Annotated in this window: 14 protein-coding genes and 1 pseudogene; 8 read left to right on the plus strand and 7 right to left on the minus strand. The window is 40.4% G+C overall.

Going from position 1 to position 21,494, the window contains the following annotated elements; all coding sequences use genetic code 11:
* The first annotated feature begins 155 nt into the window (after positions 1-155).
* Positions 156-1,523: a site-specific integrase gene (locus DBX26_RS01700; protein WP_032080360.1), complete on the plus strand. Its 1,368-nt coding sequence runs from the start codon at positions 156-158 to the stop codon at positions 1,521-1,523.
* 50 nt (positions 1,524-1,573) lie between these two features.
* Here DBX26_RS01700 and DBX26_RS01705 read toward each other — a convergent pair whose 3' ends face one another.
* On the minus strand, positions 1,574-2,905 hold the full coding sequence (locus DBX26_RS01705; protein WP_118117661.1) for an ATP-binding protein: 1,332 nt from the start codon (positions 2,903-2,905) through the stop codon (positions 1,574-1,576).
* A gap of 288 nt (positions 2,906-3,193) precedes the next feature.
* Entirely contained in the window at positions 3,194-3,988 is a 795-nt protein-coding gene (locus tag DBX26_RS01715) for a metallophosphoesterase (RefSeq protein ID WP_005392197.1), read from the minus strand.
* Between the two features lie 319 nt (positions 3,989-4,307).
* On the opposite strand from DBX26_RS01715, the gene DBX26_RS01720 reads away from it, so the two are divergent.
* On the plus strand, positions 4,308-4,595 hold the full coding sequence (locus DBX26_RS01720) for a hypothetical protein (RefSeq protein WP_025506926.1): 288 nt from the start codon (positions 4,308-4,310) through the stop codon (positions 4,593-4,595).
* A 13-nt stretch (positions 4,596-4,608) separates the two neighbouring features.
* Here the strand turns inward: DBX26_RS01720 and DBX26_RS01725 are convergent, their stop codons facing one another.
* A complete protein-coding gene (locus DBX26_RS01725; protein WP_005392195.1) occupies positions 4,609-4,995 on the minus strand; it encodes a hypothetical protein in 387 nt (128 codons plus the stop codon).
* A 3,324-nt stretch (positions 4,996-8,319) separates the two neighbouring features.
* Between DBX26_RS01725 and DBX26_RS01730 the strand changes: the two genes are divergently transcribed.
* The 3 genes and pseudogenes from DBX26_RS01730 (at position 8,320) to tnpA (ending at position 11,413) form a co-directional block, all read left to right on the plus strand.
* Positions 8,320-8,940, plus strand: a complete 621-nt coding sequence (locus tag DBX26_RS01730; RefSeq protein ID WP_228084526.1) for a plasmid pRiA4b ORF-3 family protein — start codon at positions 8,320-8,322, stop codon at positions 8,938-8,940.
* A 786-nt stretch (positions 8,941-9,726) separates the two neighbouring features.
* Positions 9,727-10,554: a hypothetical protein gene (locus tag DBX26_RS01740; RefSeq protein ID WP_118117665.1), complete on the plus strand. Its 828-nt coding sequence runs from the start codon at positions 9,727-9,729 to the stop codon at positions 10,552-10,554.
* 430 nt (positions 10,555-10,984) lie between these two features.
* Positions 10,985-11,413 (plus strand): annotated as a pseudogene (tnpA, locus tag DBX26_RS25625) (IS200/IS605 family transposase).
* Between the two features lie 484 nt (positions 11,414-11,897).
* Here tnpA and DBX26_RS01755 read toward each other — a convergent pair.
* The gene (locus tag DBX26_RS01755) at positions 11,898-12,437 is read right to left on the minus strand and encodes a hypothetical protein (RefSeq protein ID WP_102780345.1); all 540 of its coding nucleotides are present in this window, start codon (positions 12,435-12,437) and stop codon (positions 11,898-11,900) included.
* Positions 12,438-13,107: 670 nt separating this feature from the next.
* On the opposite strand from DBX26_RS01755, the gene DBX26_RS01760 reads away from it, so the two are divergent.
* The 3 genes from DBX26_RS01760 (at position 13,108) to DBX26_RS01770 (ending at position 15,794) form a co-directional block, all read left to right on the plus strand.
* Positions 13,108-13,395 (plus strand): hypothetical protein, encoded by a 288-nt coding sequence (locus DBX26_RS01760; protein ID WP_118117671.1) that lies wholly within the window; start codon positions 13,108-13,110, stop codon positions 13,393-13,395.
* 631 nt (positions 13,396-14,026) lie between these two features.
* Positions 14,027-14,617: a recombinase family protein gene (locus DBX26_RS01765; RefSeq protein ID WP_029861041.1), complete on the plus strand. Its 591-nt coding sequence runs from the start codon at positions 14,027-14,029 to the stop codon at positions 14,615-14,617.
* Positions 14,618-14,822: 205 nt separating this feature from the next.
* On the plus strand, positions 14,823-15,794 hold the full coding sequence (locus DBX26_RS01770) for a hypothetical protein (protein WP_041157130.1): 972 nt from the start codon (positions 14,823-14,825) through the stop codon (positions 15,792-15,794).
* A gap of 454 nt (positions 15,795-16,248) precedes the next feature.
* Here DBX26_RS01770 and DBX26_RS01775 read toward each other — a convergent pair whose 3' ends face one another.
* From DBX26_RS01775 to DBX26_RS01785, 3 genes are read right to left on the minus strand one after another with little or no spacing between them, the layout of a single operon-like run.
* Entirely contained in the window at positions 16,249-18,126 is a 1,878-nt protein-coding gene (locus tag DBX26_RS01775; RefSeq protein WP_118117673.1) for an ATP-dependent endonuclease, read from the minus strand.
* Between the two features lie 53 nt (positions 18,127-18,179).
* Positions 18,180-19,934, minus strand: coding sequence for a restriction endonuclease subunit S (locus DBX26_RS01780; protein WP_118117675.1), 1,755 nt, complete (start codon positions 19,932-19,934; stop codon positions 18,180-18,182).
* Complete coding sequence (locus DBX26_RS01785; RefSeq protein WP_041157132.1) at positions 19,934-21,424, minus strand: N-6 DNA methylase; 1,491 nt, start codon at positions 21,422-21,424, stop codon at positions 19,934-19,936. The genes DBX26_RS01780 and DBX26_RS01785 overlap by 1 nt, the downstream gene beginning before the upstream one ends.
* Positions 21,425-21,494 lie beyond the last annotated feature (70 nt).

Raw genomic sequence — 21,494 nt, forward strand, 5'->3', positions numbered from 1 at the left:
CATTGATTTTCATGTCACTTTTCTCTTGTCTGACCCATTACCTGACCTAGCTTTGCTTAGGTAGGAAGTTTGTCAATATCATTTTTGGCTGCTTTTAGGTTATGCCTGTTGACCTAGAAAGTTAACTTCGCCAAAAAAGACAAGAGAAAATCAGAATGTTAACTGTTACTAAAATTCAATCCGCGACCAGTCGTAAAAATTCCTATTATCTCTGGGATCAGTCAGGTCAACGAGGTATAGGGCGTTTGGGTGTAAAAATTTTCACTAGTGGGAAAAAGCAGTTCGTGTTTCGCTACTACCAGCAACAGAAAGAAAAATTTATCTCAATCGGTTTATTCAGTACACGTGCTGGCAGTATGACTCTTACAGAAGCTCGCGAGAAAGCCCAGGTCTTCTCACAACTGTTGCTCGGAGGAAAAGATCCTAAATTGCATCTTGAACAACAAGAGAGCGAGCAGAAAAAAATTGATGCAGAGAGTAAAAGCTTAGGAACCATTGATGAGCTATTTCATAGCTATACGGAGCGCATGAAAATAGATGGAAAGAGAACGTATGAAGACGTGCGAAATGCGCTGGTACGAGAATTCTATCCATATATAGACAGAAACACCAAAGCGTGTGATGTAACGACTGATGATATTAAATACGTTATTAGTAAGATGATCCAGCGCGGAGCTATCACCCAAAGTAACCGAGTACGTAGCTATGTGATGGCGGCGTTTAACCATGGGATGCGCTTTGATAACGATCCTCGCTATTTCTCTTTAGAGTCGAAATTTGGCATAAAATACAATCCAGTAGCACCAATTCCTAAGCAAAAAGACGGAGAGCGCATTGGTGAAAGGTTCTTAGAATGGCGAGAGTTACGGCGTCTGCTAAAAGATCTTCGTGAAAACTATGATCTTGTACCCATCGGACAAGATTTGAGGCACTTACTTCAACTGTGCATCTATCTAGGGGGGCAACGACCGTATGAGGTGATTACACTTGAATGGTGGAATGTTGATTGGGAAGAAAGATTTGTCTGCATTACCAAAGAACGTTCCAAGAACAAAAAAGATCATATCGTACCGTTGAACGGATTGGCTTTTGAAATACTTCAGAAACAATATGAGCTTTCTGGTGGTGGACGATATGTTTTTCCAAATCCTAAAGATGCAGAAGAACCCATGAGGACTAGTTCAATTTGTCGTGCAGTGACTCGTTATCGCGATGCCGTGGGGTTCGATAAGTTTGTGCCTAAGGATTTGCGTCGAACGTGTAAAACTTTGATGGGGGCATGCCGAATCAGCAAAGAAGTCAGGGATCGTATTCAAAATCACGCCTTACAAGATGTAAGTACACGTCACTATGATCGCTATGACTATTTTGACGATAAGTTAGGTGGGCTTGAAACCTGGAGCAGTAAATTGAAAGAGTTGATTGGATATGTTCCACCAGCGTTGTCAGTTGTACCTTCCGCTGAAACGTTACCTTTTCCAGACATTAAAAGTACTCAGTCGCTAAGAGCTAATCTTAAATAAAGATTGTTTTTGAAAGCCCCATTGGGGCTTTCTGTTAATTTTGTTACTACCTAGTTCTTGTCTAGATCATTCAGGTGATCAAGTAAGTATTCGGTGTAGTAAAGCGGCATCACGATGTGCTCTTTCTCTGTTGCTGGAGAGCCTTGAGTACCTGTAAGTTTGATTGTCTTGTGGGGCTTGCATTTCTCGATGTAGGATTGCAATGATTTCGCACGAGTTCGCTTACCGCTTTTTACTTCTACAGGTACGATTCGACCTAGGTCATCAGCGATAATGAACTCTATCTCTGCTCTTGCGTCTCTCCAAGAGAAGCTTGGTTCAATACCTAGCGCAGCGATTTCCTGTTGAACATGGTTTTCGGCGACATATCCCTTGTATTCATAGCCTTGCTGTTTGATTTCACGGTAACCAGTGCCGAGCATATGGTTCAATAGCCCGACATCAAAGAGAAATAGTTTAACCGTATTTTCCTTTTGATAAGCAGCTAAAGGAGAACGAGGCTGCCCTTCAATAGGATGATTTTTTAAAGCAAGCCGACACTTGTGAAGCCATGTAATCGCACTTTCATATTCAGCATAGCGAGACTTGCGTTCGTGAACTCCCTTGAACTTAAACCGTTTAACGGAGTCGTCGAATACCGAAGATAGTTGAGCGGGAATACTTCGAAATACAGATTCGATTAGCTGTGCGTCCACTTTTCCAGAGTACTTTCCGAAATCACGCATGTAGCCCTCAATTAAGTTCCTATGGACTTCAGATACGGCTTCAATGCGTTCAATAATACTGAGTTCTGAGTTTTCGAACCATGAGTTTACGGCTTCAGGCATGCCGCCAACAAAATAATAATCGGTCAGTAGTTCGATTAATTTTGTATGAGCAGCTGAAGAGTTCAGCTTTTGGTCAAATGCTTTGTGAAGTGCTTTTTCTCCAGATGCCCACAAGAATTCCCTGAAAGTCAGTGGCCTTAAGTTGTGCTGCTCAACTTTTCCAACGGGAAAGGACGTGAGCAATCCGATATTTGAACCACTGGCCGCAACATAAGCTTTGGGAGCCTTTTCTGCAAAGTACTTAAGAGAGGTGACCGCTCTTGGACATTCACCAATTTCATCTAAAATAAGGAGATCTGTCGATGGTTCGAAGATTTCTCCTGTTAAGAGTTCAATGTTGGTGATGATGTCATCAGGGTTTAGAGAGCCTGAAAAGGCTTCCATTAACTCAGGGCTTTCTAGAAAATCGATTCTTAGGACATTTTCGAATGTACTTCCTAATAGTTCCTGCAATAGGAATGTTTTACCAGTTTGTCTAGCACCGTCAATCAGCAAAGGCTTCCTTGTCGGCTTGTCTTTCCAGGTGAGTAGGTTTTCAAGTAGTGTTCGTTTCATCTAGCCACCTCAGTTAAAGTGCTTATCTGGTCGATTGTTTATTACATAAAAATGCGCAATAAAATGCAAGCATTAACATTTAAATGCGCATAAAAATGTATTAAATAACACTTTTATGCGCGTAAAAGTGTTATGTGTGTATTTGTGCGAATGATAGTGTTGGGATTGTGAAGGGAGGTGATGAATCTATGCATCATTTCTGATTGGTTGCTTGGCAAGGTGATCAATTATCGCAGCGAGAAAGCCCTAACGGACTTTCAGATGCCGAAGTTTCTTGCTGTCTAGCTCTTATAGGTAATAAGCTTTATTAGTAAGTAATCCACTAGTTAATAAGCTGACAGAACCCTTGGGGTTAGAAATGAATGTGGTACTACCGTCAGCGATCACTTTCTCTACAGCATCATGTTGATGCCCTGCAACCCAATACCTAGCTCTTGAGATCAACTCATTACTCAACCCTGCATGATAATACGGAGCATAATCGCTGCTGGCATTTTGCTCGAAAGCAAAAGCTTCTTTAGATGGAAGGTGGTGAGATATTGCTATATCAACTTTCTCTGGAAAGTTGTTAATGAATGCTTTGTGCTGCTCTTCAATCATTTGATGGCTGATGTACTTTGTATCATTCATCAGTTCTGAGTACGCATCAATCAGTGTAGACGAGTATGTGTGAATAGGAAACCAAAGAGTTCCCCCATAAATGCTATATCCATCTAAATCAATTGACTCATTATTCAAAAAGAACAGGTTTTCAGTTGTATCACTATGAGCCTTAAGCTTGGCTAGTACGGAACCCCTAGAATCTTTGAGAACGTCAGAGTTAGCACTAGATTTGCACCCCACGGACGTACTTCTATGGCGGTAGGATTTACTCTTATTGCTATACCATTCATGGTTTCCTGCAATCATTATCACAGTCTTAAAGTGGCGGCAAAGTACATTCTTTACATACGCCATGCCTAAGAGGCCGTTCGCTGTGTCACCTGCAACGACTAAAGTGGCTTCGTTATCGAAGCTATACCAGAAATCACGGCGTATTCCGTGAATGTCGAGATGCAGATCGGAAACAACGTAAAACTTCAAACTATCATGACCTTAGAGTTGATTGACTTCTCCATGGTACAGGGGTTTTTTAGATTAGAGAAGTGAGCACATACGCTAAGTGCTTTAACATCAGTAGCTTAAAGTGAAACCTCCATGGAAGACAATGATTGGACGCTTTGTTTGATTTTTCGGCACTAAGATTTAGACACTAACTTTTAGTGTCTAAATCTTAGTGGTTTATAACTGTCTGAAATTAATCGTTTTTATTGTAAACAGTTAAGATTTTTTGCTGAGGAAACTTCTCAGAGGCTGGCGAGAGTGTAATTGTGCTACAGCCGTGTGTACGGCAGGCATTTTTATGAGCGAGGCTGATATGAAGAACGAGGCTAAGGCTACAAGAAGTGATAACGAGCAAGCCGAATCAAAGGATAGTAAGGTTACGCTAAATGGACTTCTTGACTTGCTTGATCACGCTATCTTTACCAATACTGATAAGCTAGTTGAAGTAACTGAAGCCCTCAAAATAGAACTGGAAGAGATCATCGATGGCTATCAAGTTGGCCTAGACGGAAAGTATCAAGAACAATCACCATTCGAGTCTGCACAGCATGAAGCTGTGCTACCCAAGCGGCATGCGCCGCAGTAACGAGTGTTCGGTATCATGCAAGATAGCCTTCTTGCAGTGTATTCTCTAATTCTTTGCCGAGAATAATCTCAAAGTCAGTAAATACAGCAATAGGGCGGCAAGCGTTGCCCTTTTCCTCTAACTGGATGAATCCTTTTGATGATAAGTCGTCGAGAGTTCGTGAGAGTTCGCGGATATGATGACCGCTAATCTCCGCAAGCTCAGCTAGACTTTCAGGCTTTTCTCTATTGATCAGCAGCATTAGTTCGATATTCTCATTACACAGTAGCTTTGAGGCTTCATTTAGTGACGTGAACCAAAGCGTCGGTAGATGCTTGTTATGGCTAATGTTGCCTGCGGCCACACTAATCATATGCCTACGAATGAGATCTTCCGATGCAACCCCAATGCGAGCTTTCATGAGTATCCTTCTCAGAATGAAGTAACGGAACCCTAGTGTATACGACGCTGTTCTGAAAGAAAAAGTGGATAGTTATATTCGCTATGCGAATGGACGCCATTTTCATGACAGAGAGGTCAAGAGAAACAACGATATCCTATTGTCATCGATCCCCTTTCGATTCAGCGACCTAAGGTCTACGAGCGATCTCTAAAAGCAAATTGCTATGGTCTATGAGTGATCCTCTTTTAGTGGGTATAGCTATAAATCATTGTATTTACTTTGTTATTTTTTAAAAAAGGAGCCTGGTCTACGTGCGATCTCAAGAAGCAATTTTCTGTGGTCTATGAGCGATCCTCACCATAGAAGCCAAGGTGAAGGAGCGAGCAGAACGAGATACGTGAGTGGTTAGATAGAATAGAAGAACAACGATGCCAAAGTACGGCAAATGGTTATTAACTCACTGATAGTAATGGAAATTGTGATATTTTTCGATCGCGTAACCTTTGACCGATCATAAACATCGTTGGGTCAGATTCAAAAATCTATCTTAGAGGTCAAGGAAAACAACGATACCAGTTGACGCCACTTTCATGATCGAGAGGTCAAGGGAAACAATGATGTCCTATTCTCATCGAACCCTTTCGATTCAGCCCCCCTAAGGTCTACGAGCGATCTCCAAAAGCAAATTTCTATGGTCTATGAGTGATCCTCTTCTCCATGGATTTTACTTTAAACTATTGTATTTACTTTATTATTTATTTAAACGCTCTCGGTCTACGAGCGATCTCAAGAAACAATTTTCTGTGGTCTATGAGCGAGCCTCTCGATAAAAGCCAAGGTGCAGGAGCGAGCAGAACGAGATACGTGAGTGGTTAGATGAAATAGAAGAACAACGATGCCAAAGTACTGCGAATGGTCATTAACTCGCTGATAGTAATAGAAATTGTGATGTGTTGCGATGACGTAACCTTTGACCGATCATAAACATCGTTGGGGAAGGTTCAAAAATCCATCTTAGAGGTCAAGGAAAACAACGATACTAGTGAACGTCACTTTCATGATCGAGAGGTCATGAGAAACAACGATGTCCTATTCTCATCGACCTCCTTTCGATTCAGCGACCTAAGGTCTACGAGCGATCTCTAAAAGCAAATTGCTATGGTCTATGAGTGATCCTCTTTTAGTGGGTATAGCTATAAATCATTGTATTTACTTTGTTATTTCTTAAAAAAGGAGCCTGGTCTACGTGCGATCTCAAGAAGCAATTTTCTGTGGTCTATGAGCGATCCTCACCATAGAAGCCAAGGTGAAGGAGCGAGCAGAACGAGATACGTGAGTGGTTAGATAGAATAGAAGAACAACGATGCCAAAGTACGGCAAATGGTTATTAACTCACTGATAGTAATGGAAATTGTGATATTTTTCGATCGCGTAACCTTTGACCGATCATAAACATCGTTGGGTCAGATTCAAAAATCTATCTTAGAGGTCAAGGAAAACAACGATACCAGTTGACGCCACTTTCATGATCGAGAGGTCAAGGGAAACAATGATGTCCTATTCTCATCGAACCCTTTCGATTCAGCCCCCCTAAGGTCTACGAGCGATCTCCAAAAGCAAATTTCTATGGTCTATGAGTGATCCTCTTCTCCATGGATTTTACTTTAAACTATTGTATTTACTTTATTATTTATTTAAACGCTCTCGGTCTACGAGCGATCTCAAGAAACAATTTTCTGTGGTCTATGAGCGAGCCTCTCGATAAAAGCCAAGGTGCAGGAGCGAGCAGAACGAGATACGTGAGTGGTTAGATGAAATAGAAGAACAACGATGCCAAAGTACTGCGAATGGTCATTAACTCGCTGATAGTAATAGAAATTGTGATGTGTTGCGATGACGTAACCTTTGACCGATCATAAACATCGTTGGGGAAGGTTCAAAAATCCATCTTAGAGGTCAAGGAAAACAACGATACTAGTGGACGTCACTTTCATGATCGAGAGGTCATGAGAAACAACGATGTCCTATTCTCATCGACCTCCTTTCGATTCAGCGACCTAAGGTCTACGAGCGATCTCTAAAAGCAGATTTCTATGGTCTAGGAGTGATCCTCTTCTAGATGGGTGTGTCTGTAAGATATTGTATTTAATTTATTATTTCTTTAAAGGCTCTTGGTATGCGTGCGATCTCAAGAAGCAATTTTCTGTGGTCTATGAGCGATCGTCTCCATAAAAGCCCCCAGGTGCAGGAGCGAGCAGAACGAGATACGTGAGTGGTTAGATAGAATAGCAGAACAACGATACCAAAGTACTGTAAATGGTCATTAACTCACTGATAGTAATGGAAATTGTGATATATTGCGATGACGTAACCTTTGACCGATCATAAACATCGTTGGGTAACGATTCAAAAATCTATCTTAGAGGTCAAGGAAAACAGCGATACCAGAGGACGTCACTTTCATGATCGAGAGGTCAAGAGAAACAACGATGTCCTATTCTCATCGAACCCCTTTCGATTCAGCGACCTAAGGTCTACGAGCGATCTCTAAAAGCAAATTTCTATGGTCTAGGAGTGATCCTCTTCTAGATGGATGTAATCATAACCTGTTGTATTTTAATTATTATTTCTTAAAAATGATCCTGGTCTACGTGCGATCTTAAGAAGAAATTTTCTGTGGTCTATGAGCGTCCTCTCCATAAAAGCCCTGGTGCAGGAGCGAGCAGAACGAGATACGTGAGTGGTTAGATAGAATAGAAGAACAACGATGCCAAAGTACTGCAAATGGTTATTAACTCACTGATAGTAATAGAAAATGTGACATTTTTCGATCACGTAACCTTTGACCGATCATAAACATCGTTGGGGAAGGTTCAAAAATTTATCTTAGAGGTCAAGGAAAACAACAATACCAGACGACGCTGCTTTCGTGATCGAGAAGTCAAGAGAAACAACGATATCTGAATAGCCACCGACTTTATAGACATGCTTCGGTTAGACTCGTTTACTTGGTTTTATACAATTCAACTTATCCGAAGTGCACGATTTTGATCACAGATTTTGAGCACCAACTATAACTCGTTTGTGCCCCAAACCGCTTTAGTGAGCTTTGTCAGTATCGATACGCAGGGCTTCAGGTGAGCTAGATTTTCTAATCCCAAAGTAACGACAACCTTCAGTCCTTATCAGAATAGTGAGTGTACTCAGCAGACATAGGTCTGATATTCTCTTATAGAGCAGCGACCGTTATAACCATAACTGATAAAATTGGCAGCTCTTAGCATGAAAGCGTCTCAATTACCTGATATTTAGGTTCATTCTTATCTATAGGACTAGTAATCAATGATGCACCAAAAGATTCTTCGATTTAAGATATCGTTATCTGATAGCAACCCTGAAATTTGGAGGGAGATTGATGTTCCTGACCATTACAATTTTTGGGAGTTACACGTTGCCATTCAAGATGCGTTTGGATGGCTGGATTACCATCTGCATGAATTTACACCAAGGAAAAACGGACCAACAAAAGGTAAGCCAATAGGTATTCTGGAATCAGAGCATGATGATCGTGTAGTTGCTGGTTGGGAGTTTTCAGTAAAAAAATACTTCACATCATTAGGTAATACCATCGATTATATATACGACTTTGGTGATAACTGGCATCATGAGGTGGTGTTAGTTGGTATGTTCCTAGCACCACTGGATTCTGATTATCCTCAGTGCATCGCAGGAAGGAGAGCTTGTCCGCCTGAAGATTGTGGCGGAATGAACGGTTATCAGGATTTGCTTGAAGTAATCTCAAATAAAAAGCACGAGGAATACAATGGTACTGTTCAGTGGCTGAAAGGACATGCCAAAAGTTATTGGCCACATAAGCCTGAGTCTTTCGATTCCAAGCGCGTTAAATTTTCAGACCCGTACCATCGGTGGTGTGTGGCATTCAACCAGCCTTATGAGCCATAAAAATGAACAAGAGTTCGAAACTTGACTTACGCAACTCACATTAGTCAGGATATTTAAGTTTGGTGGAAACGCACTATCGCTAGGGAACGTGAGTTGTACTTTCATTAATGCCTGTCACCAGAAAAAGTTCTATAGCTATGTCAGAGAGACTCTGTAGGAAGTGCTCGGTTCGAAGCCTGTGACTGTTGGCATTCTCTAAGTAGAAAATGCCCCAAAATGATTTTGAGCTAAGACCGTCGGCAATACCTTGTCGATAGATTGACCTATTTTTCCTAATGACTAACATTAACATGTTCTAAGGAAAGTATATGGGGTATACGGAATGCCAAGCAAGCGATCTGAGCGACATACATTTTCATTCGATGGTGGCGATAAGCTTACCACTATTGGCGCGAGCTTTTTTGTTTCGTATCTATACCACCTGCATGTGGACTCCACCCACAGAAATTGGGCTTTAATTAAAACGCAACGTTCACGTATTAGCACGATAAACAACTCTACGAGATATTATCGCGCTTGGTTATCACATGTTCAAAATATGAGCGACGAAAACTTGAACCGCAACACTCTTGGTTTGAAAGGGGCTGATATCAAAGCAATGGCTCTGGCAATACAACAAAAACTATGAAATGGCTGCTAATTGTTAAAAGATTTTTTCAAAAATCTTCAGTGTCCCAAAGTAAGCTAATGATAATAATCTTTTCTGTTTTTTCGTCTCTTTGACTAAATTTATCTAATATAAAATTAAGTGTCTATTTTTTCAAATTTATATTAGGTGCAGTCTCAATGGATAAAAAACATATAGAACAAAAGGTTAACGAAAGTTTAGTAGGTATAGATAACCCTGAGATGCCTATATATCGAATTTTCCCATTATGGTTTTTCGAAGAGCTTCTTCGCTTTAAAAGGTTAACCTTCGTTTCACCCAAAAGTTGGGAAGATCCATACGAAATAATTGGTGACGCCATTGCAGTAAGTTATGTTGAGGATGGTACATGTAAGCAGGATATTATTAACCAAGAGCTACCACCTGTTTTTGCTCAATGTTGGTCTGCGACACCTGAGTCCGATACATTACTTAGAGCATACAGTCGAGTGGTAAAAGATCCGCACTCTAAAAGAAATACATGCCCCAAAGATGAGGGGGTACGAGTTAAAACCACACCAAGAAAACTCATGTATTCGTTGTTGTCAAATGCTCCTAGCATGCTTTGTGGTACTTGGTTTATGGGGGCTGTCAACTATCTAGATAGACAATCGTTATTCAATGATATAGGGAATACAATAACAGATAACGGACTTAAGGTTTATTCTAATCCTAATTATAGAGCCAAGCTTCTCTTGCTTAAGAGAGAAGCTTTCTCTCATGAAAACGAGTTACGAGTACTATTTATACAACGTGATATTCAACCGACACGCTCTTTACTACAAGTTCAGATTGATCCTAATACGCTTTTTGATGAAGTCTCTTTCGATCCGCGTCTTGATGAATTTGAAAGAAGAGAACGTGAAGATGTGGTAAGAAATTTGGGGTTCACAGGCACTATTAACAATAATGACCTTTATCAAAGAATACTTCTTCAAATCAGTATTGATAAATTGAATGCACCGTAACAAAAATTTATGGTTTCAAGATACTTTTCTTATCTTGTTGAAACGGTTTAGACCTATACATTTAAATCGTTTCTGTCCAAAAAATGGGTCGAATTTGGTATGATACTTTAATACTTACTTTGTAGCTCGATTCATGCTGGGTGTAGCAGTTAGTATGAATCTTTATTCCTGGCTGCGTATTACTTACGACGATACGAGCAGGGTTTCTTGACCTTTTAGTATGATAAGTTTTTCCTCTCCTACAAAGGTTGCATGATAGGAATATCAAAGGCGGCTAAAAGCCGCGTAGCAAGCGTTATGTTTACAGGGAGTATTTATTTTGCCATTGAGTGATAAAGCTAAATTAGCCTTTCAGTTTTTTATTCTGTGGATACAGAAAACCACGGGTTTACCCGTGGATGAATGCCTTTGGAGACGGTACGATGGCTAAATGCAATATTACACCTCGTCCCATAGTGTTTATTACACTAAATATCACATAGTTTGGGTGACTAAGTACCGTCGTAAAATCCTGAATCCTGGTATGTGCAGCTACCTACGAAAGATAATGCCAAAGTTACTGCGAAGTTTACCTGGCGTTGAGATCTAGACGATAGGCTTTGATGAAGATCATCTGCATATGATGATGCTTATCCCACCGAAGTACAGTATTTCAGACGTCATGGGTAAACTAAAAAGCCAATCGTCGCACCACATGCGAAAAACGTTCAGTTGGCTAAGTAAGGTTTACTGGAAAGAGACCATTGTTTGGTCGCCAGGTTACTTTGTCAGTAGCGTAGGCGTGAATGAACAGGTTATAGCGAATTACGTTAGACATCAGGGCGAAAAGGATTCTGGTCAACTCCGCATGGAGTTGTAACAGTAAGTACCCCGTGCATGCACGGGGGTATCTACTCAAAATCATGGTCAACAAATTACTGTTGAAGATATTGAAAATGCTACTGGCTGGGCTAAAAGTACAGTAAAAACCTACATTAATAAAAAATGGAAAGTGGAGGTTTTAGAAAAATCTACATCAAATAGGCTTTATAAAGTTATTCTTAACCCAGAAACGACTGAAGATCAGTTTAATGATTTACAAACTCAAGTAGACAAAAGAGCACGGTAAGGTAAACATAACAAATTGTTCAAGAGTGATTCGGCATGCGTGGCATTTTTGCTATAAGTTGGTTTAAGTGATTAAGGTGGTATGCGGCAGCATCAGTATTGCGTTGATCACCTCAACAGGGCGTTAATTTCACATATGTTTGCTAATCCGTTACATCCTAATTTAGTAAAACAACTGACAAAGTTTTGTCCAAAAGTGAGTTGTGTGTGTGTTTTTTGGGAGTGCCAGCATCTGCCTACTTGTGATTCGTCACTATTAAGTGCGTGTTTCTTCCAACCCTTTTCAAATCTCGAATCGCAGCTTCTTTTTTCGCAATCCGCAGAGGCCGATCTGAAGTTATCGTATTGCTGATAATGTCAATATCAGCACGTTTCGTATGTGTGAACTCGATAACGCCGTAGGGAGTTCTAAACTCCCCTTTACGCCCCGTTGTCATGATAGTAATTCTGTCGGTCATTACTTGAGAAATGACACTGTATTCTGAGAGTGCCGATTCTAGAGAGATGTAATTATACTCTCCCCGTCGCAAGCATTTAGCAATATATTCAATAGTATAACCACCTCTATGACGGCTGTATGAGAATACATAAACACCATTGCACACCCTCTCTAGTACTCCTGCTTTTACTAAACGCAGCAAGCTTTGCTGGAATGCTGTAAGTGAATCATCAAAAAATAATCTCCTGAGATCACTCTTTCGATAAACATGTATACCTCGCCTGTCAAATTTATGCAGGCGCTCCAATGCATCCTCAATATTCACGTCAATGCTCATAAGTAGTCAAAAAAAGTAAGTATGACATATATTTTTGTCCACTTGTGATTGAAGTTAAAGCATCGGTAGTCGCTGATACCCTAGTGATTCCTGACTTATTTGTCAGAGTTAGGATCCTAACTCTGAATCTATGATGAATATGGTTCTTTGAGGAGGGGGAATAGCGTCACCAATAGTCAGAATCTGTTCTCTATTCTCGGTTAGGATCCTAACTCGGAACTTATGGGGATGATTTTGGTTGCTTTGAGGTGAGGAAATGGCAGCACTAATCGTCAGATGCGATGTTCATTCTCGGTTAGGATCCTAACTCGGAACTTATGGGGATGAATATGGTTCTTTGAGGAGGGGGAATAGCGTCACCAATAGTCAGAAACTGTTCTTTATTCTCGGTTAGGATCCTAACTCGGAATCTATGATGATAAATATGATTCTTTGAGGAGGAGAATCGCAACACTAATAGCCCAGAGTCCGATCATTTTCATTTTTGGTAGGAGTTAAATTAATTATTGTTTCTCTAATTTAATAATTAAAAAATCAAACGGTTTTTATTTAATAATTAAATGTTAAAGTGATTTTTAAATAGTATTAAAAGGTCCTTTACAAAGAGAATATTACTTGATAAATATAATGGTCATTGAGTTTATCTATATATATCAAGAGGGTTGTCGATATGTCTAAAGTTCTAGTTTATTCTAAACGTAATCGTGAGATGAGTTATCTATCCGTAAGAGAAGAACGTGAAAATAAGCTCAATAATTTTAAAGTGATCTACAATGAAATTTCAGATGAAGAAGCATTACGCAGAGCAAATTCTATTAATTTAGATGAAAAGAACAATGTTCCAAAAGTTCGTTTGAAAAGAAAATATATTAAAGAAAAGAAAGAATGCCGAGTGCCAGGCTTATATGGCTGCAACCGCTATAAGTCAAGAAAAAATGAGACATTCAACGTATTCTAACGCTGTTCTTTTTTTGCACAAATCTAAAGCCAGTGGACTTTTATCAGACAAATGATGAAAGCCTTAAAAATTCCGTCATCAAAGCTCGTGGCAAGAGAATTTGCCAAGACTGGCAAGCAATGTGCCACTACTGGCATTGAAAGTGCCAGTAGTGGCAGAAGAATTTCTGCAATAATTTAGACTTATTTGGGTTTAACCTTCATTTTTGTAAAAGCTAACCTTATATTAGAATTATAACTTTATAATAGTTATAACAGTTATAATAGTTATAACATAAAAAATTAAATAAATAAAATTTAATTTTTTATGTTGGATTTTAATGTCAAGGTTTTTTTAACTGAGTTTGTTTTTTATTATATATAAATAACTTTAGAGTAATGATTTTTATCTATGCGTAATAATTTATTTACTCGATTTTTATTAAGGCAAAGGTGGTTTGCCTTAATTATCGACTTAACTAGTCAACTTTAGCGAGATGTAAACACCCCTGTAGTATCAACAAACATCCGTTTTCTGATACCAGACGGGAATGAAGTGTTTACGGTCTCATAAAGTAGTGTTCGGATTTTTATGACACCCAATCGATTGATGATACCAATTGTGATGCCAAAAGGAGTGAGTAGTGGATAGTATGGGACGGACATTCGCTTATTGTCGTGTATCGACTAGTGAGCAAACTGTGTCAAATCAGATCTTAGCTATCAGAAATGCTGGCTACGATATTCAAGAACACCGAATTGTACATGAAACAGTTTCTGGTAGTGTGCCTGCAACAGAACGACGTGAGTTCAAAATGTTGATTGAGCATAAACTAGAGCCTGGGGACAAACTGGTGGTACTAAAGCTTGATCGACTTGGAAGAGATAACATCGATGTTCAGCATACGATCAGTATGCTGTTAGAAAAAGGTGTAACGCCAATATCTCTAGATCTGCCAACCGCTGATCTAAGCTCAGCGGAGGGACGATTGATGCTGCAAATGTTCTCAGCATTTGCTGAATTTGAGCGAAACCGAATTCGGGAGCGAACATTGGAAGGGCAGGCCAGAGCTAAATCTGAGGGTAAGCGGATTGGACGACCAGAAGCCATCAGTACAACTCAAAAAGTTCAAGAATGTAGATCAAGGGGACTGAGCCAATCCAAAACAGCTCATGCTCTAGGCATCTCCGTCCCCACGGTCAAGCGACATTGGAACAAGCGGTTAACTGAAAGTATTCAATGAAGAACAATGTTCCATGATACCGAGAGGTGGAGATCTACCAGTCAGTAGTAGTTATTAGCGAAGAGGTTTAAACGATATTGTAAGAACCTTGTTCTTCCTTAACGTAAGGCTACTAAGATATCACGCTGATATTTGATACAAGAACATTGTTCTGACTGGAAAATCGGATAACCTTTTTGTTAGGAAACGACGCTGACAGAAAGGGATGCTTGTGGGCTTATTCATCAATACTCAAAAACTAACGGTAGCAAAAGAGGATCACTTAACTGAATTCTTCGCTGCTGCGTTAAGGTCTTCAGAACGTTTCAATCGAGCATTTGTTAGGTTGATATTTGGAGACCAAGATAGCAGGTTGATCAGCAAGGTCGAAACACAAGTTATCTATCCAGGATGCCGACCAGACATGCGTCTGATATTAAATGATGGTTCAATTGCTCTCTGTGAGAATAAACTCGACGCAGCCGAAACGATCGGTAATGTTGAGAGTGGCAACCTCTTTCAATTGGAGCGATATCTACAACTGCCTGTTGATCACGTGATTTATATTCGCTCTGAGTTACTGCCGCCTTCATGCCAAGTTATGAGCCATTCTAAGTATCTATCTCCGATAGAAAAAACTCATTATTTGTGGCGTGATATTTACCCTTTGTTATGCGAAGACTCCAATCCAATCGTCAAAGAATTACGAGATGGTTTTAAGAGCATGGGATTTGTTCCTGCTCACCCAGTGATTGGCGATCTGACACGCAATGCGCCTAGAGCACAAAGAGAGAATTTCTCTAAATTTTGGATGCCGACAACGACTGCGGCAATTCAACAAGGTTGGAAGGTAGCAATTGGAGATGTAGTCGAACGATACTTTTACCACGAAACAGCAGAGCTTGCTCGGGAAGTGTTCGTAAGCCCAATAAACCCTACCCGATTTCTGATTCGTTACACACCGCAAATATCTCAATGTGACGCTCTATTAAGCGCACTCGATACCGTTGAAAGTAAAGCCGAAGCACTGGTAGTGGTAACGAAAAAAACGGTGCCACGAGCGAGTGGATTAGTCACTGTGATAGATGTTGAAACTCCTATGAACAATGTTCTACCAGAGCAACTAAAAACAGTGGAACAGATAGAGTCTAAGCTCAAAGCGTATGTATTGCCTTATCTCACGCTAGCTTTTAAGTAACACCTTTTTGATATGAGCAACCATCTCGATAGTGCACTGAACTGTACTTGGAACAGTATTCTTATCCCAATCTTAAAATAGTAAAGAGTGGGTATTTGATTAATCAATAAAAAAACTGTGTGGAAGATCAATGTTCTCTGAGTAACGAGTTGATGTAACTGGGGATTGGTGAGCTTGCTATTGATACTGCGAGAACATTGTTCTCGCTTAAATTATCAAAACCTAAAGATTGAGTATTTGATTAACAAATAAAAAATCCTTCGAGGAGAACGATGTTCTCCTCAAAGATTGTTACTTGCGACTTTGGGTAGCTGAATCAGCCTGCTTTTTCTACAACCATGCCACTTTGCTCTGCAAAGTGAATCAATCGAGTGATATTACTTAGGCTCCATTGGTCGGCGTCAGTGCGGTGAGGTTTTTGTTAGTTATATTATATAGGCTCATGTTCGCTCCCTTATGCACATCGCTCTCTTATCCAGTCAAGCATTGGACGAAATACTTCAAAGTTCTCGGGAGGTAGAGTTGGTACTACAGTTTTAGCAAAATTAGTTTTACAGCCCTGGAATTGAATTAACTGCCCTCCTGGTACATTTTGGTTTGTGAAAAATGGTGCAGTTAAATCCAAACCATAGAACAGATGCTCAATCATACAAAAAGATGCGCCACCAAAGTGCTCCTCTAATGCCTCATTTTTAAACACTTGTCTCTGGATATCTGGGTGTTGAGGGACTGGAAGCATGATAGCGTACGCTTCACCGCCGTCCCACTTCTTGACTAGTCCATTCGAAACATTGTCGAGCAAAACTTGGCCGTTAAGGCTATTCCATTGATTATAGGCCTCATCAAAATCGAACAGGGCGAACACCTTGCGGCCATTCATTTCATTGTGTATGCGTTGATCAGTGATCAATTGATTTATATAGGAGCAACTGAATGCATAGAAGGGAATAAATGGCATTTCAGTATCTGGATATAGCTTGTACCATGCAGACTTTATTATTAATGGATCCGTACTGCCCTCCGTAAACAAAACGGGTTTATTTTCTATGTGGATGGCGTTTAAGACACTGAGCATTTGTTCTTCTTCAGTGTAAGTAATAACACCTTGGCAAAGGCGTCTAACCGATTCTCTTTTTGGTAGAGTAAAAGTTCTGACAGATCCTTCATGCTCCTCAAAGTACCTTATTCTAGTCTGTGGGCTACTTATTAAGGATACCGCGCTGTGAGTCGTTGTGATTATGTGGTTTGTTGATGCTGCTCTTCTGGATATAGACTGTATCTGCTCTGAGCATTGTGCTTGCCATTCAGGATGTAAGAAAGAGTCAGGTTCATCCATGATAGTGATACTATTGGCTGACTTAAAAATTTCACTTATCGAATACAGGTAAATGGCTTGAAATTGCCCGTCACTAAAAACGTTTGACGCCACATCGGTGTTGTCTCTTAACTTTATATTCAGTACAACAGATTTTAGCATCCCTAATGTTTTGAAGTTATCTAACATTCGGAAAAAGTCATGAGCTGTATTTGTTGCAAAGTGTTCTTTGATGCGACGGATTGAGTAATATCTCTGGTAAGTATCCGAGCCTGCTAAGTAGCCTTCAGTTCTAACTCCTTCTGCTATAGGGGCGTTACAGTGAGTGTCTAACTCATCCAACATATTTCTGGTTGTACCTGCAAGTTTCCAATATTTCGAAGGATCTTCTTCATCTGTGGATTGAACGTCAAAACGCGCTGTAGTTGCATAGTGAGGGCGTTCTAACTCGATTCTTAGTTCATCATAAATTTCATCAATTGAAAGTTTCTCAAAAACAAACGTCTTTGCGATTGAATCATCAGGAAGAAGAGAAAAGACTGTTAGTAATATATCGTTGTAACTTTTATTGAGGCCTATGAAAGGTCTACTGTCAGTTTGATCTGCTCTAACAAGATTTGTAGCAAACTTTTCTTCGAATGAACTCAGATGCTCACTTACAGTGGAGTTGTGCCCAGCGTAATAGGTTAAGATATAATCAGGTAGTGGTGTCTGACCTACGGTTGCTCTATTGCGTCCATTTATAATGAGCTGATTCACATTTGAGTTGTATTCTATAGTTTGAGTTGAACCTTCGATTTCATAAGTAAGGTTATAAGAGAAGAATATATCATACCTGTTGTCTCGCCAATCATATTGGAATATATGTCTGAAAACCTCTAAGAGTGCCTCTATGAAGTTGGATTTTCCTGAACCGTTTTTACCGACTAAAGTTTCGATAAATGATTCCTCTGAGAAGTCTAAAGTGAATTCATTAAGATTCTTGTAGTTACTTATGTATAGTTGCTTTAATTTCATGATTCTTGTTCTTATATGAAAAAGCAGCTTACTTTGAGCTGCTTTTAAGACTTTTAAACCAAACGTTTCACAATTGAGTTAGCAATATTCAATTGTTTTAATTTGGATTTTTCTATTGTTCTTCTCAGAGAATTGCATGCCGAAATCAGCTGATTGACTTTACTGACTATCTGTTTTTGTTCGTTTAAAGGCGGTATAGATACCAGCATTGACTTCATCAATGTACCGTTAACATTGGCTTGCCCGCATTGTTTTTTAATGTGTGGTTCAACTTGAGTTGTTCTAAATAAAGGTGTGTTCATCGACAAGTTAATGTAATCTGGAAGTACATTTCTAGAGTTACAGCGAATTCTGATTAAATAGGACGCAAATGAGTATTTATCATCTTCACCTTTAAAAATGCCTGTTTTACCTACTAGCTCCGCGCTATTGGTACGATTGTAGAGTATGTCGTTGTTTTTTAAATATAGGCTTGGAAGTTCTTCTACATCAGCGCTCATCATTTTATGGTCGCCTAATATAAGTTGACCATTTTGTATATCTCCCATTTTTAATACAGGGACGCCGCCAGGAAATGGGTCAACAGTTTTTTGTGATGAACCGTACTCTATCAAGTTGGATAGATTATCAATCCTTTCCCATACCCACCCACTCGGCAGTTCAAACGGCTTTTCATCTTCAGCAATCGGCGGCAGTGCTTTTTGCTTCTTGATTTTCTTATCTTTGACTAACTGTGCTTTTTCTTCCGCAATTCTTTTCAGTAACTCAGAAGCAGGCTCATCGGTTGGATCTTGCGGAACAAGCTTACCCATCACTGCCAGTTGTAGAATGGTTTGCTTAAGCTGGTCGATACTCTCTTCAGTGGTGAATAAGGTATCGAAATGCTCACTGATTCGCGCCCAGTTTTGCATTAACTCGTCAGCATTGGCAGAGCTGGTGAGTGTGTCCAACAGAGTTGTTACCAGCACTTGGTGCGCTTCAATACTGTCTTCGGTTTGTTGCTCAAGCTGGTCGCAAAGCGCCATTAGCTCATCGACTTTGGCGACGATGCGGCGTTGCTCAGCGCTTGGTGGTACAGGAATTAGACCGAAAAAAAACTGTTTATCATTGATTGCAGGATAAGCAATACCAGTTTGAACACTCTCAACATATTCAATAAAGCTTGGAGACCTAAGGTATCTATAAATATACGAACTAGAAATACCGCTCAAAGGATGGATAATTGCAAACGCAGTACTAGCTATAGGCTCAGGATTAAAGTCTCTGTCAATGACAGCAATATTTAGCAAATATGGTCGTACCGTTGAGTAAATAACAGTATTTTTCTGGACTAATTTTCTAGCTCGGGATGGCGCCTCAGAATGTTCTAAAATGCTTGGTTCGTCTATATAGCCTAACTCTTTATTAATTGAGCCAACATCCACGTAAGTAAACGTTTTATCTGGCTTTTTCTGACCAAGGTCACGGCCTAAATCCTCAATTCTTGCCCATTTCCAACTCGAAGGAATATTAAAGGGTAAAGAATTATCATCAATTGGTTCATACTTTCTTGGTTTCTTAATCTTCTTTTCTTTAACTAATTGCGCTTTTTCTTGCGCGATACGCTCAAGCAACACAGAAGCAGGCTCATCATTAGGATCTTGAGGAACAAGCTTGCCTCGCACAGCCAACTCCAGAATTAGCTCACGCAGCTTTTTAACACCGTAAAGCTCCAGTTTGTTGCTGCTACCGCGACCAGAGGTCGATTTGGTCTTTACTGCCGACGTCCAAATATCAATATGCTCGGTAATCAGGGTTTCGACTGCCATTATTGTGCTCCACCTTGCTTTTTACCTTGAATGGTAGAGCTAAGCGCATCACCGAGAATGCCTTTCAGTTGGTCACGCAGTGCTTTGATGTCTTGTTGTTGCTGCTGATAGTTCGCCAGTAACTCTTCAGGATCATGGCTGACGATTTCGTCCTGATACGGGTTTTTAATATCAAGGTTAAAGTTGCGCTCGATAATATCCTCAATCGACACTTTCCAAGCTTGCTTGGTCTCGATACGGCTAGCGAATCCATCGGCCTCGTTACCCCACCAATCGATCTCTTGCTGGAACTCCTCAAACTTCATCGGTTTGGTTTTGCTGTAGTTCTTCACGCCTTCTGGGTAAGGGTGCTCATAGAACCATACTTCTTTAGTTGGTTGGCCTTTGGTAAAGAACAGGATGTTGGTCTTAATGCCTGTGTATGGGTTGAACACGCCATTAGGTAAACGAACAATCGTGTGCAGGTTACACTCTTCTGTCAGCATCTTTTTGATTTTGGTTTTTACACCTTCACCAAACAAGGTGCCATCAGGCAGCACCACACCTGCGCGGCCATCTTTATCCAATACTTCCACAATAAGCTGCAAGAACAGGTCAGCCGTTTCACGAGTCTGCATTTCGGCAGGGAAGTTCTTTTCAATCCCGTCCTCTTCTGTGCCGCCAAACGGTGGGTTAGTCGCAATCACATTGATATTGCTATCCCAACTTGAAAGCGGCTTATTGAGCGTGTTGCCGTGCTTGATCTGATCAGGGACTTCGATGCCGTGGAGCATCATATTGGTGATACACAGCAAATGTGGCAGTTGTTTCTTCTCTACACCATGGATTTGCTTTTGCAGCGTTTGGTGGTCGGCTGCGCTTGTTACGTAGTTCTCTTTAACGTGATCGAACGAGCAAGCCAGGAATCCGCCCGTGCCGCAGGCGGGATCCATAATCTGCTCACCCAGTTTAGGGTCAAGACGATTGACGATAAAACGAGTCACTGCACGAGGGGTATAGAACTCACCCGCATTACCTGCGCTTTGTAGGTCGCGTAGGATTTGTTCGTAGATATCACCAAACAGGTGGCGTTCTTTAGAGTCAGTAAAGTCGATCTCGTTGAGCTTGTTAATCACTTGGCGCAGCAGTGTGCCATTTTTCATGTAGTTGAAAGCATCACTAAAGGCTTCTCTCACCACAAAACCACGTGGGTTGGTGTCTTTCGGTGCGGTTAGGTTTTTTAACGTCGGGAATAGGTCATCATTGATGAATTCCAGCAGCTCGTCACCCGTAATGCCTTGGTTATCTGCCGCCCAGTTACGCCATAGATATTTCGCAGGGATGGGTTCGCGGTAATCATCTAACTCGAACTCTAGCTCTTCCTCTTGAGCATCAAACACTTTAAGGAATAAAAGCCACGACATTTGGCCTAGACGCTGCGCGTCACCATCAACACCCGCATCTTTACGCATGATGTCTTGAATAGACTTGATAACTGAACTGATTGACATGAAGTTCTACTACTAAATAGCTGAAAAATTGGGGCAGATTGTAGCATTTCTACGTCAATGTGAGTACTGG

Origin of the sequence: Vibrio sp. dhg, assembly GCF_003443775.1 — a bacterium.
Taxonomy (GTDB): Bacteria; Pseudomonadota; Gammaproteobacteria; order Enterobacterales; family Vibrionaceae; genus Vibrio; species Vibrio natriegens.

What these genes read in the sequence shown, in the direction of transcription:
- DBX26_RS01760 (WP_118117671.1), top strand. Translation starts at nt 13,108, where the DNA reads ATGTCTAAAGTTCTAGTTTATTCTAAACGTAATCGTGAGATGAGTTAT.
- DBX26_RS01770 (WP_041157130.1), top strand. Translation starts at nt 14,823, where the DNA reads ATGCTTGTGGGCTTATTCATCAATACTCAAAAACTAACGGTAGCAAAA.
- DBX26_RS01755 (WP_102780345.1), bottom strand. Translation starts at nt 12,437, where the DNA reads ATGAGCATTGACGTGAATATTGAGGATGCATTGGAGCGCCTGCATAAA.
- DBX26_RS01705 (WP_118117661.1), bottom strand. Translation starts at nt 2,905, where the DNA reads ATGAAACGAACACTACTTGAAAACCTACTCACCTGGAAAGACAAGCCG.
- DBX26_RS01780 (WP_118117675.1), bottom strand. Translation starts at nt 19,934, where the DNA reads ATGGCAGTCGAAACCCTGATTACCGAGCATATTGATATTTGGACGTCG.
- DBX26_RS01730 (WP_228084526.1), top strand. Translation starts at nt 8,320, where the DNA reads ATGATGCACCAAAAGATTCTTCGATTTAAGATATCGTTATCTGATAGC.
- DBX26_RS01700 (WP_032080360.1), top strand. Translation starts at nt 156, where the DNA reads ATGTTAACTGTTACTAAAATTCAATCCGCGACCAGTCGTAAAAATTCC.
- DBX26_RS01765 (WP_029861041.1), top strand. Translation starts at nt 14,027, where the DNA reads ATGGGACGGACATTCGCTTATTGTCGTGTATCGACTAGTGAGCAAACT.
- DBX26_RS01725 (WP_005392195.1), bottom strand. Translation starts at nt 4,995, where the DNA reads ATGAAAGCTCGCATTGGGGTTGCATCGGAAGATCTCATTCGTAGGCAT.
- DBX26_RS01775 (WP_118117673.1), bottom strand. Translation starts at nt 18,126, where the DNA reads ATGAAATTAAAGCAACTATACATAAGTAACTACAAGAATCTTAATGAA.
- DBX26_RS01740 (WP_118117665.1), top strand. Translation starts at nt 9,727, where the DNA reads ATGGATAAAAAACATATAGAACAAAAGGTTAACGAAAGTTTAGTAGGT.
- DBX26_RS01720 (WP_025506926.1), top strand. Translation starts at nt 4,308, where the DNA reads ATGAGCGAGGCTGATATGAAGAACGAGGCTAAGGCTACAAGAAGTGAT.
- DBX26_RS01785 (WP_041157132.1), bottom strand. Translation starts at nt 21,424, where the DNA reads ATGTCAATCAGTTCAGTTATCAAGTCTATTCAAGACATCATGCGTAAA.